Here is a 17,459-nt window from a genome sequence, read left to right on the forward strand (position 1 = left end):
TGTCTGCCGGCGCCGAACTGCTTTCGCCGAGCGTGCTCAGCACCGGACGCGGCCCCAACTCGAGGAACGTGCGATGGCCTTGCTCGATCAGGGTGGCGAGACCTTCGCGAAAGCGCACCGATCCGCGTGCGTGGCGCGCCCAATAGGCGGCGTCCGGTGCGTGTTCGTGGGCCTGTGCACTGAGATTGGAAATCACCGGCACAGCGGGGGCGCGCCAGGTGATCCGTGCGGCCAGCGCCTGCAACGGCTCCAGCACGCTGTCCATCAACGGCGAATGGAAGGCGGCATTGGTGTCGAGCGCGCGGTGGCGAATCTTTCGCGCGGCCAGTTGCTGCGCGACGCGCTCGATGGTGGTGGGACTGCCCGCGAGCACACAACTGCGCTCGCCGTTATCCACTGCCAGGGCGAGTTGCGTGGGCTCGGCGTCGATCAGCGCAGCGAGACTGCTGGCTGGCGCGGCGACTGCAAGCATGCGACCCGCTGGCGCATGTTCCTGCATCAGTGCACCGCGTGCGGCCACGAGCGGCAGGATGTCGTCGATGCTCGCCATGCCCGACAGTGCCGCGGCGCTGTACTCGCCGAGGCTATGGCCGAGCAGCGCGACGGGATGAACGCCCCAGTCTGCCCACAGCTGCGCCAATGACCAGCTCAGTGCGACGGTGGCGGGTTGTGCGTAGCGGGTCTGTTGCAGCAGCGTGCTGTTTTCGGCATCGAACAGCAGACGCGGCAACGGGAGTTCGAGCGAGGGCGCGAGGAGTTCGGCGCAGCGATCGATGGCCGCGCGGAACACCGGTTGCGTGCGATACAGCACGGCGCCGGCGCCGGGGCTAGGGTTGCCCTGACCGGTCAACAGAAACACCACGCCCTGAGTGCGCGGCTTGCCGTCGGCGGGAGGCGTCGCGGCCAGCTGTTGCAGCGCCTCGCGCAGCGCGGTGCGATCGCTTGCGTGTACTGCGGCGCGCAGCGGGTGCCGCGCGCGGCCGACATTCGCGGCAAAGCAGAGATCTGCCAGTGCGACGTGCGGTGCATCCGCGAGGTCGGCTGCGGCGCGGCGCGCAAGCTCGGCCAGCTGCTCGCTCTTACGCGCACTGAGCGCGTAGAGATGGCGCGGCCGCTCGAGGTCCGCGCTCGGCACGACCACCTCGGGGGCTTCTTCGATGATCACATGCACGTTGGTGCCGGACAGACCGAACGCCGACACCCCGGCGCGACGTGGCCGCTGTCCGCGTGGCCACGCGATGCTTTCGCGCACGACCGACGCGACGCTGTGCTCCCAGTCCACATTCGGATTAAGCGCGGCAATCGGCGGTTGCGGCGGCAGCGTGTGCTCGCGCAGCGACAGAACGACTTTGGCAAAACCGCACAGTCCGGCAGCGGCCTCGGTGTGACCGATGTTCGCCTTCACGGCGCCGATGTACAGCGGCGCTTGCCGGTCTGCTGTGCCGAATACCGACTGCAACGCGGCAACCTCGATCGGGTCACCGAGTCCGGTGCCGCTGCCGTGCGCTTCGACGAAGTCGATGTCGTCCGGTTGCAGACCTGCGTTCTGCAATGCGGCGCGGATGACCTGTTCCTGCGCGAGCTTGCTCGGCACGGTCATGCCGCCGCCGCTTGCGCCATCCTGGCTCAGCGCGGTGCCACGGATCACTGCCTGGATGTGGTAACCCTGACGTACCGCCTGCGAGAGCGGCATCAATACGGTCGCGATACAGCCTTCGCCGTTGCCGAAACCATCGGCATCGGCGGCGAAAGTCTTGCTACGGCCGTCGGGCGCGAGCGCGCCGATGCGCTGAAAATAGCTGCGCGCGAACGGCGCCAGATTCAGATGCGAGCTGCCGACGATCGCCAGCTCGCACTCGCCGCCGCGTAGCGCGCGGCAGGCCAGGTGGACTGCGGTGAGCGAGGACGAGCAGGTGGTTTCCACGGTCATCGACGGACCGCTGAGTCCGAGATGATAGGACAGCCGGCCTGCGGCAAACGCAGCGGCGTTGCCGGTGCCGAACAGCGTGTCGACGGTGTCGAAGTTGCCGTTTGCGAGCGGCAACTGTCCGTAGTCGTTCGAGCCCATGCCGACGTAGACACCGACCCGGACGCTATCGGGGGCGTCGCGCAGGCGGTCGGGAGCGATCGCAGCCGATTCGAGCGCTTCCCACGCGACTTCGAGCAGCAGCCGCTGTTGCGGATCAAGCGAGGTTGCTTCGCGGCGCGACAGCCGGAATAGCGGCGCGTCAAAGTCGTGAGCGGCGCGCAGGAAAGCGCCTCGCATGCCGCTCAGATTGCCAAAATCTTCGTGGCGTTCGGGCGGCAGGTCGCCGGTTGCAAGCCGGCCGGCGGCGAGTAGTTGCCAGAAGCTGTCGAGGTCTTCATTCGTGCTGGCGTCGCCATTCGGCAGACGCGCCGCCAGCCCGACGATGGCGATCGGTTCGCGCGCCAGCACCTCTGCTTCCACGCTGTGCTGACGCAGGCGTGAAGCTGCTACGGCAAGCTGCATCGAGCTGAGCAAAGGCAAATCCGACATCAGGCATCTCCCGTGGCTGTGATCAGTTCTTGCGCGGCGGCGGCGTCATCGAGTCCTGCGATCAGGGACAGCAACTCACGCACGGGTTGGTCCGCGAGCGTCGATGGCCGGACCGCCGTGGTCGCGCGTGAAGACGATGCGCGATCCTCGGCTGGCAGCAGCAAGTCGAGTAGACGGGTAGCGAGGCTACGGACGGAGGGTGTTTCCAGCGCCAACGTACGAGGTAGCTGTAAACCGCTGGCGCGCTGCAGGTTGTCGTGGAATTCCAGCGCCATCAGCGAGTCCATGCCCTGCGCCTGCAGGCCCAGCACCGTATCGAGACGCTCGCCTGACGGCAGATGCAGAACGCGCCCGATGATTTCGCCGATCCGCTGTTCAAGCAGGTGGGTTCGCTGTGAGGCCGGTGCGTCGATTAGCCACTGGCGCCATGGGGCGTGTGCGACAGGCGCCGCGTGCTGTTGAATACGATCGTCGGTATGCAGGTTCTGCGGTGCCGGGTTGGTCGCTGTGGCTGACTGTTCCGGTTGTGTCGCGAGTTGTTGCTGCGGTTGTTCTTGTTCGGCAGCCGCGAACCAGCAGCGACGACGGCGCCACGGATAAGCAGGCAAAGCCGTAATGCGCCCCTGCGGGTAGATGCGATCCCAAGCCAGGTCGTGGCCGTGAACGTAAAGCAGCGCGAGTGCTTGCGCAGGTTCGTTTGCCTGCAGCAAACGGATGCGGTCGGGCAGGCCGGCCGGTGTATCGGCGGTGTGCAGCAGCAGGTCCCAGCGACCCGTGAGTTTGCTCAGCGCTTCCTTGCCGGCGCCTGCGGGCAGCACCTGGTCGACTGCGAAACGACCGTCGTCGAGCGCGCTGTCGTCGGCGACGATTGCGAGCTTGCGCGGTCCCGCCGCGGGCCGCTGACCTTGCAACAGCGCGGGGTGGGTTTGCCCGGCTGCGGCTGCACGCAAGGCGGCGACAAGAGTCGCGTGATCGCCATAGGCGAACAGACGCTGATCGAGATGATCCCGGTGTCGTGCCGCGCTATAGCAGACGTCGTGCAACTGGTCCGGCGCGATGCCGTCGATACGTACCGCATAGCGTGCGGCAAGCTCGCGCAATGCGTCCGGATGTGCTGCTGAAAGCGGCAACGACCCGCTTTGCGCCGGGTCGATCGCTACGTGGTTGTTAGGCCCGGGTTGTGCGCTGACCTGTTCGAGAATCACGTGTGCGTTGCTGCCGCCGAAGCCGAAGGCACTGACGCCGATATGTGCGGGTCGACCTTGTGGCGACAGCGGTGTCATCGACGTGACCACCTGCAGCCCGAGTGCTTCGAGATCGATCTCCGGATTCACGCGCTGGAAATTCAGACTGGCCGGCAAGCGACCTTCGTCCAGTGCCAGGGCTGCTTTAAGCAATCCGGCCATGCCGGAGGCAGACTCGAGATGGCCGATATTGGTCTTGACCGATCCGACCAGCAGCGGCGATGTCCGCTCGGCCCGCAACGCATGGGCCAGTGCGTGCGCTTCGATCGGATCGCCTAGCGGCGAACCGGTGCTATGTAATTCCACGGCATCGATGTCGCTGGCCTGCAAGCCCGCGTCGGCCAGCGCCGCTTCGATCACCGCAACCTGTGCGGGTCCGCTCGGCGCGGTGAGGCCATTGCTGCGGCCGTCCTGATTCGACGCGCTACCGGCAATCAGGGCGAGGACAGGGTGATGGTCGCGGACGGCGTCGGTTGCGCGTTTGAGCACCACGATTGCTCCACCTTCGCTACGCACGTGACCATCGGCATCGGCGTCGAAGGTCTTGCAGCGACCGTCGGACGAAAGCATCCGCGCATTGCCGAACACCTCCATGAGATCGCCCGCGAGCAGCAGGTTGACCCCGCCGACAATGGCAAGATCGATCTCGCCCGCGCGCAACGCGCGTACCGCGAGATGGATCGCGTTGAGCGATGACGAGCAGGCCGTATCGAGCGCGAGGCTCGGACCCACCAGATTGAGGACATAGGAAATGCGATTCGCCGCGATGCTAAGCGCATTGCCGGTACCCGAATACAGATCGCGTTTGCCGTCGCCGCCCGCTTGCAGACGACTGTAGTCGCAGTTGGAGATGCCGACATAGACGCCGGTCTTGCTCTCCGCAAGATCTCTGCGCGGCAGGCCGGCGGCATCGAGTGCTTCTACTGCCAGCTCCAGCAGCAAGCGCTGTTGCGGATCCATCTGGTCGGCTTCGCGCTGCGCGATGCCAAAGAACTCGGGATCGAAGCGATCTATTTCATTCAGCAGGCCGGCGCGCTGCACGCCGCGGGCCAACTCCTGGCGCGCGGCCGGTATCGTCGTCACTGCCTCGCGTGCGTCACCTAGCAAACTACGGAATGCGGCCAGATCTTCTGCGCCTGGAAATCTACAGGCAGCGCCGATTATGGCGATCCGTGAAGGTCCGGATGATGTCAATGACATACCTGAGTGCCTCGTTCCGATCGCGCGTAGACAGACATCCACGCAATGTTTTATATGCGGTGGGCATGCGTGGTTTCTGGGAACTGTTTCACACGCAAGCCCTGTTAAAAAACGCCTGAACTCTGGCGATCGGACAAATGGATTTGCGTAACGAATCAATTGTCAGCGGTGGCAATTAGACGCGGGCCGGCTCGGGATGTCTGCCCCGGAAACGAGGGACATTGCCGCTTAAGCGGTGACGGTGGTATTTGTCACGGGAATGGGAGTAAACGCGGGTGTACGCTTACGTGTAATTCGCTATTGCTGGAGTGGATTTACCGACGCGCAAGTGGACGCCGTGAAGAGGGCAGGCGGAGTTAGCGTGACTGGTTGTCGTGGGACAGTGATGCGGACATGCATCGCGCATTTGCGATAAATCGCAGGTTGAGTGGGTTCAGATAATGTTGTTTTGAATAGCCTGATATCCAGCAACCCGTTTTTGTGTGATCGCGCATCAGAATCGATCAGCATATTTGACATCCGAATGCCATATGCGCCGGTCATAAGCATTATTCAGTTGATCGAGTGTCATCGCGTGGTCACGCTGTTCAAGCAGGCCGTCCTTTTTTAGAAACTGAGGGTACTCGCTTGCGAAATCCGGGGCCCGGCACGCGATTCTGTCCGTCTTCGCATGGCAGCACAGCGAAAAATTTAAATGCGTGTATGCATATAATGCACGATGATCGTACTTGTGCATAAGCATGTTTGTAGTGAATCCAGCGACTCTCCACGCCTCACACGATCATCCTCGACACTTCGCACCGCATCGATCTCACTGGAAAAAGGGTTAACCCCGCTTGGCGTTCCGCCCAAACGATCCTAACGTTGCATACATTGACCGAACGGCTGGACGGTTTATTAATGGCCCGGCCCGGTCGATCAGGCGGATGTGTTCCTTTCCTTCAGATTACCGATCTCCTCTTCGTCACCGCGCAGCGATCCTGCTCATGTCGACGAAAGCAAAGAACTCGACTCTCCGGCCACAACGGAAATAAATAGGATTCCTACATCTGGAGCTACCAACGTGAACAGCTGGATTGAAAGCAATGCCATGCGATTCGCCATCGCATTGGTCGTGGGAGGGTGTGCGCCCGCTTTCCTGGGTTACGGCAACGCGGACGCTGCCGGATCGCTGGCGGCGCTGGCGGCGCCGGCAGCGTTGAAACCGGTCGACTACGTGACACAGTGCGCGAAAATCAACGGCCAGCAATTCAATGGCATTACGGTGACAGCCAGTTTGCGCATCGCTACTGCAGGTGGGAACCCCGCCTATTGCAAGGTATCCGCAACAGGGGCCGCGAATACCCAGCTCGACATCGAGGTCGATCTTCCCGACAACTGGTCGAACCGGTTGCTGCACCAGGGCGGGGGTGGTTTCGATGGAAGCATTCCAACTGTCGAAGCGACCTCCGCACAGTTCCCGTTGATCAAACCGCTGGCACGCGGGATTGCCTATACCGCATCGAATGGCGGCAATCGCACCGGCAATCCTGCGGAGCTGCTGACGAATGCAACCGAGCTACAGGACTACGCGTATGCATCGACGGGCATCACGGTTCATTTCGCCAAGGCAGTGATTCGCGCGTTTTATGGTTCGGCGCCGCGATATACGTACTTCAACGGTGCGTCGAACGGTGGCCGCGAAGCCTATCTTGCCGCGCAGAATCTGGCGGGCGATTACGACGGCATCATCGCTGGCGATGAGAGCATGAACATGGGCACTCAGGTCGCGGCGATGCTGCATACGGCAACGCTTGCGGGTTCCCCTGCCATGCCATCGAGTGCGCAATGGACAGCCGCCTATGGTGCGGCAGTCGCGCAATGCGGCAACGCCAATGGCGTGATCCTGAATCCGGCTGCCTGCACCTTCGGTCCTGTCGCGTTGCAGTGTGGTGCGTCGGGTGCGCCTGCGGCAACGTGTCTTTCGCCGGCACAAGTACAGACCGTGCAGCGTTTGCTTGCTCCCTTATCGACAAGCAACGGTCAGCTCCTTTTTGCCGGCTATAACTGGGCGGATTTCGGCTCCATGTTCGGTGTCGGTGGATACGGCGGACTGGGTGGCGGCTTTGCGGCGATCGGAACCGGCAACGTGGAGTGGTTGTTTCCGCCGACGGTACCTGGCAGCCTGCAGGCGAACTTCAATGTCGACGCGTCTTATCCGGTCATCGCGGCAGGGCTGCAAAACATTGGCGCGGATCACCACCTGCCGGCCATCGCGCAATATCTGATGGCGGGTAAAAAGATGATCTCGTTTAACGGCGCCGCCGATCCGTTGATTTCACCGCGCGACCATCTGCGCAACTGGAAAACCGTTGTACAGCTTGCTGGTTTTGCCGGGAGCAATGCGCGCTTCTATCTGGAGCCGGGCGTGGGACACGTGCTCGGCGGCAACGGTCCTGATCAGACCGACTATCTGGGCGCAATGATTGCGTGGGTCGAGTACGAGATCTCGCCGGGGCAATTGCTGCTCGTGAAATTCGATGCCAATGGCAAGGTGACGTCGTCGCTGCCGGACTGCCCGTATCCGTTCGTGCCGCACTATCTGGGCGCTGGTGATGTGAACGCGGCGTCCAGCTATATCTGTGTGCCGGGATAAACGGGCGCGGCGGTCATGGTCCAACGAGCCTTTAAGCAGGAGGTGGTGTGCTTTGAGAGGTTCCGCGGACCGGACTGGATCTTCCGTTTGACGCAAAAGGCAGCGGGAGACCGGAATATGCCGGGAGTCGGCGAAGTCTTCAGTGAGGTTTGAGTTTTGGTGACGCCTGCGTGGATCATGGATGGGGTTGGCCAGAATGACTTGCCTGGATAGTCATTTTTGCTATGATTGTGACTATGGACAAATGACCATAGGCAAATCATGAATGACAATCAGGTTTCCAAATCCGAATTCAAGGCGAGAGCGCTTGAATTCTTCCGGCAAATCGAGTCATCGGGCGAAAGTATCATCGTGACTGATCACGGCAAGCCCGTGCTCGAAGTCAGGCCGTTCGGCGGCATCGAGCGCAATCCGCTTGATGTGCTACGGGGTTCGGTTGTGCGGTACGACAATCCGACCGATCCGGTCGCGGAAGGTGATTGGGAGGCAGCGCAGTGATCGTGCTGGATACGCATGCGCTGGTGTGGTGGGTGACGGCTGACCCGACGCTAAGCAAGAAGGCCAGGACCGCTATTGATCGGGAACTTGCCGGAGGCGAGATCATCGTTTCGGCAATCTCGGCTTGGGAGATCGCCATGCTCGTCGATCGGGAGAGGCTGGTCCTGTCGATGGACGTGGGGAGTTGGCTCGCAACGGTATCTGCCATCGAAGCCGTGCGCTTCATTTCGATCGATCCTGAAACGGCAGTCAAGTCGGTCGAGTTACCGGGCGAGTTTCACAAAGACCCCGCTGACCGGATGATCGTTGCGCTCGCACGTAAGTTTTCAGTTCCGCTTGTGACCAAAGACGAAAAAATACGGGCCTACGCCCATGTCAAAACGATCTGGTAACAGGAAAACGATGGAAGCAAGATGTCTGGTTTCAACTTCGCCTTTCCGTGAACGCTTCCTCAATTCCGCACACACCGAAACCCCGCATAAACATGCTGATAATGCGCCTGAAACCAGTTGCGGAACGACGGTCTCAGCATCGATAGCGCGGTGCGCGCCGAACCGCCTTTAAGCACGTAATGCTGTCCATCGAAGAAATTCGCCGAGTAGCCGAGATAGAACGGAAACGCCTCGAAGCCCGGTAGCGCGTCGAACTGCGTCGAGGTCCATTCCCAGCCGTTGCCGAACTGGCCTTCAACACCGAATGCACTGACGTTGTCGGGATGGGCATCGACCGGCTGCGGGTTCCAGTTGCGAAAATCGAAATTACCCGAGACGCCTTGCGGCGCACCGTGCGCGGCGCGTTGCCATTGCGCCTCGGTGGGCAGTGACTTACCGGCCCAGCGCGCGTACGCACTCGCTTCCGCGTGGCTGACATAGACCGGCCAGTCGAGCGGCAACGCAATATCGTCGAACATCGTGTGTAGCGTCCATGCTTTGCCATCGCCGCTGTCGTGATTGCTACGCGACCAGACCACCGGATGTTCGATCTGTTCCGCTTCCCGCCATGCCCAGTCCGCGTCGTTCCACCATGTACGCTCGCGATAACCCCCCGCATCGATGAAGTCGCGATACTCGCCGTTCGTCACCATATACCGGTCGATCTCGAACGCCGGCACATCCACGCGCAACTCGCCGAATTCGTTGTCCCAGCCGAACTGTCCGCTTTCCTTCGTGATGCCGAGCACGGTCGGTCCCGCGGGCACGCTCATCATCGCCGGCGCGGTGAGTGCGCGCACGGCATCGTGTGCCTGAGCCGACGATACGCCCCCGCTGGGGAGTGGCGCGATCTTCTGCGCAAGCGGCAACTGATGCAGCATGTACGCGAGCGTTTCCGCATGCATCAACCGGTGCTCGATGGCGACGTTCAGCAGTTGTGCGGGCGAACCGGTCGCCATGCCGTTCTGCTCGAAATCGATGGTGGCGAGCGCCTGATCGATCTGCGTGCGGGCGCGTTCTGCGTAGTCGCGCACGACGTCGCGTGTGGGCCAGTCGGCGGGCTGATCGGTGGGGAAGCCTTCATCGACGGGGTCGATGCCGAACGCGAACAGCGCGTCGAGCGACGGCGCGAAGGCGGGCAGGGCGCACAGGCGTTCGGCGAACAGATTGCGGTCGAACGCTTCGAGGTGGCCGACATAGAACACGATGCGATGACGCTCGCGAATCGGTCGGTCGTAGAGGAATTCGGGTTTGACGACGGCAAACAGCGCGTCGGTCACGTTACGGGCTTCGATCAGGCGTTGGATGAGCGGATGCTGGACGGCAAGGTCGCGTTTCATGTCGCCGGGTCTCCTTGCGGGGGGACGGTTTGCAACTTTACCTTTTTTGCAGAAGGCGTGCCTGGGTGCGATGCCGCGCTCGAGCGTTCGCACGAGCGCGGCCACTATGTCGATCTGTCCAGGCTTTTGAAATTCTGACAGGGTCAGGCTGTCTTGTCGTCGTCATGCCCCGCCGCTGCCGGGACCAGCAGTACCGGCAATGTGGCCTGCCGCACACAACGCTCCGCGACGCTGCCGAGTATCAGCCGCTGGAAGCCACGCCGGCCATGTGTGCCCATCACGAGCAGGTCGGCGTGAAAGGCCGCGGCGCCTTTCAGCACGAGCGTGGGGACATCGTCGAGCGAGGAAGCGTCGGCGGTGACGAGTTCGCCGGCAACGCCGTGTGCGCGCATGACCTGCGCGAGCTCGGCGGCGAGTTCCTTGCCCTGTGCGATCAACTGGTTGTGCAGTATCGACGGATCGTAGCCCGGCGCCTCGAAGTACATCGGTGTGTTCTCGATCACGTAGAACGGTTGCAGTACCGCGCCCGGTGTACTCGCCAGCGCGAGCGCTGCATCGAATGCGCGGCGCGAAGTAGGGCTGCCGTCGACGGCTACGAGGATGCGTGTGTACATGGAAGACTCCGCGTCGAAAGAGAGGGAAGCTGAAAATCCGCAGACGTTTCCAGCGTGGTGCGGCACGAATATCAGCTTAGATGATTGCCGGCGGGCGCGCAGCGTGCAGCGCATGGGATGTCAAACGTTTGCCTGGCAAATTTTCCAGTGACCCTGCGGCGCCGCGAAGGCCTGCTGTGACTGGTTTTGGCACATATCGACAGCACTAACTGAAGCAGTTCTCGACGGGAAACCGGGTAGATTTGCCTTACAATCCAAACCTATTCAGACAAGCTGATTCCCGTCGACGATGAACGAGCGCAAATCGTTGGGCCTGCCCGACAAGATTTACAGCGACATCCTCAGTCGTATTCTCGAAGGCGAATACAAGGAGGGTGGCCGTCTGCCCACCGAGCACGCGCTGGCCGAACGTTTCGACACCTCCCGGCCGACCGTGCGCGAAGCACTGGCGCGGCTGCGCGCCGACGGCATCATCGTGACGCGGCACGGTTCGGGGACGACCGTCGCGCGGCGCCCCGATCCGGACGTGCGTCGCTTTGCACCGCTCGAAACGCTGTCCGACATCCGCCGTTGCTACGAATTTCGCATCGTCACCGAGGCGGGCGCGGCGGCGCTCGCTGCCCAGCAGGCGGACACCGACGATATCGCGGCGATCCAGCACGCGTGGGACGAACTCGAGCGGATCGTCGAAACCCAGGGCATCGGCGCCAAGGACGATTTCTCTTTTCATCTGGCCGTGGCCCGTGCATCGAAGAATCCGTTTTTCATCACCGTGATGTCGTTTATCGAAGAGCAGATCGTGTTCAGCATGAACCTGTCGCGCAACCTGTCGCTGGTGAAAACCGTCGAGCGGCAGCGGCTCGTACAGGCCGAGCATCTCGCGGTGCTCGATGCGATCCGTAGCAGGGATGCCGTCGCGGCGGGCCACGCGATGCGCGTCCACCTCGAAAACGCACGCGACAGGATGTTCGGCTCGTAGCCGCGCGTCCTTCCTGCGCGCGCTGGGCCGCGAGGCTGTCGGTAGCGCATCCGGTGTCTGCCTCTCCCAAGCTTGACCCACCTTCCGTTTTTATCCGTTCTCGCGCTTCGCGCCAGGTTTGTCCCCCGTGAATCCTTCCCGCCCCCTGCCTTTTCGCGACGCGCTGCTGGCCATGCTCGGCATCGGCCTCGTCAACATGCTGGTCGCACTCGACCAGACCGTGGTCAGCACGGCGCTTCCGTCGATCGTCTCCGAGCTGCAAGGCTTCGAGTACTACGCGTGGATTGCTAGCGCGTATCTGCTGGCATCGGTGGTCACGGTGCCGGTGTTCGGACGGCTCGGCGACTACTTTGGCCGCAAGCGCTTCGTGATCGCCGCGGTGATCGTATTCACGGCAGCGTCGGTGCTGTGCGGCGTTGCGACCAGCATGCCGTTCCTGGCGATTGCGCGCGGCCTGCAGGGCGTGGGCGGCGGCATGATGGTCGGCACGGCGTTCGCGTCGATTCCGGATCTGTTTCCCGATCCGCGCGCCCGCGTGCGCTGGCAGGTCGTGATGGCCGCGGCCTATGGCATCGGCACGGCGGCCGGGCCATCGCTGGGCGGCTGGCTGAGCCAGCATTTTGGCTGGCGCTCGACGTTTCTCGTCAACCTGCCGGTCGGCGCGCTCGCGCTGTACTTCATCTGGGCGCATCTGCCGGCTTACCGGCGCGTGGGTGGCGGCGAGGTGCGGATCGACTGGACCGGGGCAGCGCTCGTTGCGCTCGTGCTCGGCGGTCTGCAGACCTTCATCGAGGCGGTGCCGAAAGACGGCCTGACCACGGGCAACCTCGTGCTGGCTGCGCTGGTCGTGCTCGGTGCGCTCGCGTTTCTCGTCTGCGAGCGGCGCGCCACGCACCCGATCGTGCCGCTCGATCTGTTCCGGGACCCGCAACTGGTCACGCTGTTCACGTTGTCGCTGCTGTCGGGCTTCGTGATGTTTTCGCTGATCTTCTTTGCGCCGTTACTGCTGCAAGGCGGCTTCGGACTGTCGCCGCAAGAGGCGGGCCTGCTCGCGACGCCGATTGCGGCGTGTATTGCGCTCGGTAGCCTGATCAACACGCGCATCGTGATTCATCTATCGAAGCCGACGTTGATTCTTTCAATTGGCTTTGCGTTGCTCGTGGCGGCGTCGGTGGGTATTGCACTCGCTACGCCGACCACCCGGCACCTGTGGCTGGAACTCGCGATGGGAGCGGTCGGTATTGGGCTCGGTTTCATCCTGAACAACCTGAACGTGTTCGGCCAGGAGATCGCGGGACGTGAGCGCTTCGGTATCACGACGGCGCTACTGCAGTCGACCCGGATGGTGGGTGGCATGCTCGGCACGAGCGTCGTGGCGACGATCGTGAATCGCCGCTATGCCGCGGGTGTCGCGGATTCGCTGCGGGTGCTCGGCGAACCGGTTGCGTCGGCGTGGCTGCCGAAGCTCGCCGATCCACGCATCCTGATCGATCCCGCGCTGCGCGACGCGTTGCTCGCTGAACTGGTGCGGGCACGGCTCGACGGTCCTGCGCTTGTCGAAGCGGCCCGGCAGGTGCTGGTGCAATCGATACACATCGGGGTGCTGCTGACAGGCGTTGCCGCGCTGGCGGCGGCGCTGATGGTGCGCCGTATTGCCAGCATTACGTTTCGGCGCAGTTGAGGGTGACAAGCCCGGCCGGGGTTCGTCATCAAGTCAAAGCATGCCCAACGAGATGGCCTTGATGACCGTTTGCCCGCGCGTGCGCGTGGCAAACTTGTCGAGCAGGTTGCGCACGTGATACACGACCCCATGCTCCGAAATCCTGAGCAGCGTCGAGATCTCGTGCGTCGACTTGCCCGCTGCCAGCCAACGGAGTACTTCCGCTTCGCGTCGTGTCAGCCGCGGAGGTAACTGTGGCTGCGGACCCTTGATGATCCGGCGCATGGCTTCGTGGGCCATCGTGGCAATCAGCGGTCCCCACATGAGATTGGTCGTGATTTGTCGTTGCGCGTCTCGCCCTTTTTTGTCCAGCGCGAGGCTCAACATGCCAAAGTCGCCTTCTCTCGTCTGTACAGGGAAAGACACGCCGGACTTCAGTCCATAACTCGACGCTTCCTCCCAGAATTCCTGTTGTCTGGGCGAACCACCCATCGCGTCGGACCATACCAACGGGACGAGAGAGTGCATTGCGTGCTCAACTACGGGATCGAGCGCAATGTAGTTTTCGTGATCGTAGGTCTCGCGCCAGCGCGGGTCATAGTTCGATTCGATTCGTTGTTCGATATTCCGGGCGCTGTCGATCGCGAACCGGCCACCGTACAGCATGGAATCGAAACCAAGCTTTCGACCGAGGCGCACGAGAGCCAGTCGGAGCATGTCAGCATCTTCGAGCGTGCCAATTTCCAGAACCGTCGATACGAGTTCGTGGTTGTCGGATATTTCCATCTGAGGCTTCCTGTAGCACCACTGAATGCGCACCGTTGATTTGCAACGCGCGCAAAAAATCAACTATACCGCGCCTGATATTCGATTACTTCCTGGCAGGCACGGGTACGGCCATACGATTAACACGTTCTGCCGCCATTGAAACTGGCGAATGGTGAGGGGCGAGCATGCGTTGCGCCCCGTACCCGACTAGTGAATTTTCTTTGCGTTGTTGCCGGCCTGGCAATCAGGCCGCAATCGCCATCGATCCAAACAGTGCCGCCAGCGTTTGTGGGCTGACCGACCAGTCGAGTGCAACCGTGCGCTCCACGCCGATCTGCAGGGGCGCCCCAAGACGATCTATTTCGACGCCGGCGCGGCGCAGCATCCGCTCGATCGGCATGGTTGTCACGACCACGTAACTCGTCACCCCTATGCGTTGGGCGAAGGTCATGGCGGCCTGGAACATACGGATAGTCAGATTGCTGAAGCCAAAGCCCTGTTCCTCGCCCTCTGTATCGACCGCGAGCCGGCTGAGTTCCCAGATATGCCGGCCGACCGGTGCCGCCGCGCCGTGCAGTGTTTGCGGGAAGGTATGGCGCAGCATGTTGGGGCCTTCTGTTGGCATCAGGCGGCAACATCCGCGAACCTGGCCTGTTTCATCCTGAGCTATCACGTAGTAGGGATCGAGCGCATCGTAGCCGTCGACCTCCATGCCGTCGATGATGGGAATGTCCCAACCTAGCCGGCCACCGAAGACCTGGGCGCGTAGCCGGTACATCTCCTTGATGTGTTTGCTGTCGAATTCCTGCCTGGTGCCAATCCGGATCGTAGTGTGCATAAAAGCTCCTCCTGCATGTTTGGGTAGGTACGAAAGGGAGAAGCTATGCAGTTTGTATGGAGATTGCACCTATCCATATAGGTAGGTGCCACCAGGGAGCGTACTCCAGCAAAATTGAGATGACCGGCAAACAGATAGAACGGTTGCTAAATTAACCACTGAGAGATACACCATGGAACTACTGGAAAATCATTGGCAAGCGGGCATCCAAGAACGGTCGCCGGAGGTGTCGTCCGCGGTTGACCGTGTACTGATCATTGCGTACAGGAAGAAGAAAAAGGAAAGTCAGCGCCGTTTCTGGGCACGTTTCGGTGTGACCCAGTCGCGCGGCAGCCGGTTTGAATCGGGCGCGGAAATTCCGGCACCGGTGTCAATCCTGCTGGGTCTTTATTTCACGAAGACGATCTCCGATGGAGATCTGGGACGGGCTGAGCGAGTGCTCTACAGCCAGGAATCCCGGTCGTTGATCAGCTTGGGTCAATAAGTCCAAGCTGCGTGGCAATCACGGCGGCCGCCCGCCGTGAATTGACACCAAACTTCGTTCGGATGTTCTTGACGTGAAAATTCACGACAGCTTCCGAACAGTTGAGAATATGTGAGATTTCCCACGTGGACTTGCCTTGGGCGGTCCACGCCAGACATTCGCGCTCGCGGGGCGTCAACTGCGGAATCAGCGGTTGTGCGTGCGCCTTCAGATGACGCTGGCTGGTGTCTATCACCAGGTCGCGCAGCAGCATGAGGTCGGGTAGCGCGGTGTTGACGTCACGCCAGAAATCGTCGGTCGGCGTGCGGTCAGTCACGAAAGATAGCCCGCCCCATTCCTGCTTGGATCCATGAATCGGCAACGTCACGCCGACTCGCAGGCCGTGCGAGCGCGCTTCCTCAAACATCGCTTGCTGCGGTGCTGGGGCGTTGTCGAACAGTTCCTGCGACCAGGCAAGCGGCGCAGAACGTGTCGAGCAATGCGACACGACGGGATCGATACTCGAGAGCTTCCTGTCGTCGTAGATCCGGCGCCATGACGCCGCGTACGTGCTGCGTATGAACGCATCTTCGAACCGGCTGCCCGGTCGCAGCAGGATCGCCACGAAGACCTGATTGAAACCCCACTTTTCGGCGAGATTGCTCACCGCACCGAACCATGCCGATTCGTCCGGGGCGTCCAGTATCGGTGACATCTGCTCGAGAAGGTGTAGCGACACGTCAGTTCTCTCCGGTTGCGCGGCTCGACCGTCGGTGATGCCGGGGCGAAAATCCCGGCCGGTCGTTTGCACGGGGAGAATTTATCATTATTTTTAAATTCTGGTAATTGAAATTGGAATAAAGATCGCGTCTATTCCAATTGCGGCGGCGCGCAATAGCCTGAGAGAAAACAAACAAAAGCTTCTCGCCCCGATTGATCAGGATAAGCACACTACTGCGTGTACGCGCCGGTTGTCGGGCAACCGGCCGGTAGGGCGGAAGCCCGGATACGCCATTTCACCGTCATCGATTTAACAGCTGTGATAACACCACAATAAGAGTTGCTTCTACAATTGAGATTCAATTCCATGTGGACAGTCAAAAGAACACGTAAAGGCACAAGTGAGGTAGAAATGCCCGTCTGAATGTCTATTACTCAGTAAGAATGAGCCTTCTCGGTTGTCATACCAAAATGGCTCAAATTTACTCAAGTTGTTTGACAACATTGTGGGCCCGGTGCTAACTTGTCGGTTGTCTGACCGAACATGCGCCGAGGCACCATGAACGTTTCCCCGCTCCACGAAAGCGAATTTGCGGCCACGGTGATGGCGGTTCCGCCGCTTGCCCGCCGCACCGATTTTTCCCTCGACGCCGAACAGAACCGGAAACTGATTCGCCACATCGAAGCGGGCGGCGTGCGCACGCTGCTGTATGGCGGCAACGCCAATCTGTATCACGTGGCGGTGAGCGAGTATCGCGCGCTGCTCGACCTGCTTGCCGAGTGCGCAGGTCCCGGGACGCGCGTGATCCCGGCGATCGGTCCGGACTACGGCAAGATGCTCGACGAGGCCCGCATCCTCGCGCAAACCTCATACCGCACCGCGATGGTGCTGCCGCTCACCGGCTTCACGACGTCGCAGGGGATCGAAGACGGCCTATCGCGCATCGCCGAGACGGCCGGGATGCCGCTCACGCTCTATATAAAGAGCGAGGAATACGTGGATGTCGACACGCTTGCCCGACTGGTCGAGCGCGGTACGTTGATTGCTGTCAAGTACGCGATCGTGCGTGAACGGCCGGAGCACGATCCCTATCTGCGCCGCCTGCTGCAACACATCAGTCCGGCCCAGATCATTTCGGGGATGGGCGAGCGTCCGGCGCTCGTGCATCTGCGCGACTTCGGGCTCGCGTCCTGGACGACCGGTTCCGGCTGCATCGCGCCGCATACGGTGACGGCGTTACTCAATGCAGTGAAGGCCGCGCGCGTCGATGAGGCGCAATCGCTCTACGATGCATTCATGCCGCTCGAAACGCTGCGCGACCGGATCTCGCTGATCCGCGTGCTGCACGATGCCGTCACGTTTTCGAAGATCGCCGATATGGGGCCGCTGTTGCCGTTACTGAGTTCGACGCCGGTCGAGCATCATGCGAAGATCGACGCTGAGACGCAGGCACTGCTCGCGTTCGAGCGTCATCTCGTCGAACGGTCCACAATCCGTTGACGGCGTCCTTACCCCGTCTGACTTTGCGTGGCGCACCCCGGCGGTAGGTC

General features: G+C 61.6%; 14 protein-coding genes (1 of these 14 cut by a window edge). 7 read left to right on the top strand and 7 right to left on the bottom strand.

Annotated features, from left to right (window positions below; all coding sequences use genetic code 11):
• Positions 1-2,518, bottom strand: partial view of a hybrid non-ribosomal peptide synthetase/type I polyketide synthase gene (locus BWP39_RS29895; RefSeq protein WP_096725790.1) — the start only. Its footprint begins 5,405 nt before the window's first position; 2,518 of the gene's 7,923 nt are visible here — the first part of the coding sequence; it begins with the start codon at positions 2,516-2,518; its stop codon lies off the left edge, out of view.
• Positions 2,518-4,962: a beta-ketoacyl synthase N-terminal-like domain-containing protein gene (locus tag BWP39_RS29900; protein WP_096725791.1), complete on the bottom strand. Its 2,445-nt coding sequence runs from the start codon at positions 4,960-4,962 to the stop codon at positions 2,518-2,520. Before BWP39_RS29900 ends, BWP39_RS29895 begins: the two co-directional genes overlap by 1 nt.
• 1,063 nt (positions 4,963-6,025) lie before the next feature.
• Here BWP39_RS29900 and BWP39_RS29905 point away from each other — a divergent pair.
• The 3 genes from BWP39_RS29905 (at position 6,026) to BWP39_RS29915 (ending at position 8,487) form a co-directional block, all read left to right on the top strand.
• Entirely contained in the window at positions 6,026-7,597 is a 1,572-nt protein-coding gene (locus BWP39_RS29905; RefSeq protein WP_096725792.1) for a tannase/feruloyl esterase family alpha/beta hydrolase, read from the top strand.
• 261 nt (positions 7,598-7,858) lie between these two features.
• Positions 7,859-8,095, top strand: coding sequence for a type II toxin-antitoxin system Phd/YefM family antitoxin (locus BWP39_RS29910; protein ID WP_096725793.1), 237 nt, complete (start codon positions 7,859-7,861; stop codon positions 8,093-8,095).
• On the top strand, positions 8,092-8,487 hold the full coding sequence (locus tag BWP39_RS29915) for a type II toxin-antitoxin system VapC family toxin (RefSeq protein ID WP_096725794.1): 396 nt from the start codon (positions 8,092-8,094) through the stop codon (positions 8,485-8,487). The genes BWP39_RS29910 and BWP39_RS29915 overlap by 4 nt, the downstream gene beginning before the upstream one ends.
• A 59-nt stretch (positions 8,488-8,546) precedes the next feature.
• Here the strand turns inward: BWP39_RS29915 and BWP39_RS29920 are convergent, their stop codons facing one another.
• Both BWP39_RS29920 and BWP39_RS29925 read right to left on the bottom strand, forming a co-directional pair.
• Entirely contained in the window at positions 8,547-9,866 is a 1,320-nt protein-coding gene (locus tag BWP39_RS29920; protein ID WP_096725795.1) for an SUMF1/EgtB/PvdO family nonheme iron enzyme, read from the bottom strand.
• 143 nt (positions 9,867-10,009) lie between these two features.
• Positions 10,010-10,480 carry a universal stress protein gene (locus tag BWP39_RS29925; RefSeq protein WP_096725796.1) on the bottom strand — a complete coding sequence of 157 codons (471 nt, stop codon included), beginning with the start codon at positions 10,478-10,480 and terminating at the stop codon, positions 10,010-10,012.
• A gap of 289 nt (positions 10,481-10,769) precedes the next feature.
• Here BWP39_RS29925 and BWP39_RS29930 point away from each other — a divergent pair, with 289 nt between their 5' ends.
• Both BWP39_RS29930 and BWP39_RS29935 read left to right on the top strand, forming a co-directional pair.
• The gene (locus tag BWP39_RS29930; protein ID WP_096725797.1) at positions 10,770-11,459 is read left to right on the top strand and encodes a FadR/GntR family transcriptional regulator; all 690 of its coding nucleotides are present in this window, start codon (positions 10,770-10,772) and stop codon (positions 11,457-11,459) included.
• Positions 11,460-11,631: 172 nt separating this feature from the next.
• The gene (locus BWP39_RS29935) at positions 11,632-13,140 is read left to right on the top strand and encodes an MFS transporter (protein ID WP_096725798.1); all 1,509 of its coding nucleotides are present in this window, start codon (positions 11,632-11,634) and stop codon (positions 13,138-13,140) included.
• Between the two features lie 33 nt (positions 13,141-13,173).
• On the opposite strand, the gene BWP39_RS29940 is transcribed toward BWP39_RS29935, so the two are convergent.
• Both BWP39_RS29940 and BWP39_RS29945 read right to left on the bottom strand, forming a co-directional pair.
• The gene (locus BWP39_RS29940) at positions 13,174-13,938 is read right to left on the bottom strand and encodes a LuxR family transcriptional regulator (protein ID WP_133116976.1); all 765 of its coding nucleotides are present in this window, start codon (positions 13,936-13,938) and stop codon (positions 13,174-13,176) included.
• Positions 13,939-14,131: 193 nt separating this feature from the next.
• Positions 14,132-14,725 (bottom strand): acyl-homoserine-lactone synthase, encoded by a 594-nt coding sequence (locus BWP39_RS29945; protein WP_096725800.1) that lies wholly within the window; start codon positions 14,723-14,725, stop codon positions 14,132-14,134.
• A 172-nt stretch (positions 14,726-14,897) separates the two neighbouring features.
• On the opposite strand from BWP39_RS29945, the gene BWP39_RS29950 reads away from it, so the two are divergent.
• On the top strand, positions 14,898-15,209 hold the full coding sequence (locus tag BWP39_RS29950; RefSeq protein ID WP_091015078.1) for a helix-turn-helix domain-containing protein: 312 nt from the start codon (positions 14,898-14,900) through the stop codon (positions 15,207-15,209).
• On the opposite strand, the gene BWP39_RS29955 is transcribed toward BWP39_RS29950, so the two are convergent.
• On the bottom strand, positions 15,193-15,903 hold the full coding sequence (locus BWP39_RS29955; protein ID WP_096726259.1) for a helix-turn-helix transcriptional regulator: 711 nt from the start codon (positions 15,901-15,903) through the stop codon (positions 15,193-15,195). The two genes, BWP39_RS29950 and BWP39_RS29955, sit on opposite strands and share 17 nt — an antisense overlap.
• 564 nt (positions 15,904-16,467) lie before the next feature.
• Here BWP39_RS29955 and BWP39_RS29960 point away from each other — a divergent pair.
• Entirely contained in the window at positions 16,468-17,409 is a 942-nt protein-coding gene (locus tag BWP39_RS29960) for a dihydrodipicolinate synthase family protein (protein ID WP_096725801.1), read from the top strand.
• Positions 17,410-17,459 lie beyond the last annotated feature (50 nt).

It is taken from the genome of Paraburkholderia acidicola, from assembly GCF_002362315.1.
Lineage (GTDB): Bacteria > Pseudomonadota > Gammaproteobacteria > Burkholderiales > Burkholderiaceae > Paraburkholderia > Paraburkholderia acidicola.

Coding starts and splice junctions, on each gene's coding strand:
- BWP39_RS29925 (WP_096725796.1), bottom strand. CDS start 10,480: ATGTACACACGCATCCTCGTAGCCGTCGACGGCAGCCCTACTTCGCGC.
- BWP39_RS29935 (WP_096725798.1), top strand. CDS start 11,632: ATGCTCGGCATCGGCCTCGTCAACATGCTGGTCGCACTCGACCAGACC.
- BWP39_RS29960 (WP_096725801.1), top strand. CDS start 16,468: ATGAACGTTTCCCCGCTCCACGAAAGCGAATTTGCGGCCACGGTGATG.
- BWP39_RS29900 (WP_096725791.1), bottom strand. CDS start 4,962: ATGTCATTGACATCATCCGGACCTTCACGGATCGCCATAATCGGCGCT.
- BWP39_RS29945 (WP_096725800.1), bottom strand. CDS start 14,725: ATGCACACTACGATCCGGATTGGCACCAGGCAGGAATTCGACAGCAAA.
- BWP39_RS29910 (WP_096725793.1), top strand. CDS start 7,859: ATGAATGACAATCAGGTTTCCAAATCCGAATTCAAGGCGAGAGCGCTT.
- BWP39_RS29950 (WP_091015078.1), top strand. CDS start 14,898: ATGGAACTACTGGAAAATCATTGGCAAGCGGGCATCCAAGAACGGTCG.
- BWP39_RS29955 (WP_096726259.1), bottom strand. CDS start 15,903: ATGTCACCGATACTGGACGCCCCGGACGAATCGGCATGGTTCGGTGCG.
- BWP39_RS29920 (WP_096725795.1), bottom strand. CDS start 9,866: ATGAAACGCGACCTTGCCGTCCAGCATCCGCTCATCCAACGCCTGATC.
- BWP39_RS29930 (WP_096725797.1), top strand. CDS start 10,770: ATGAACGAGCGCAAATCGTTGGGCCTGCCCGACAAGATTTACAGCGAC.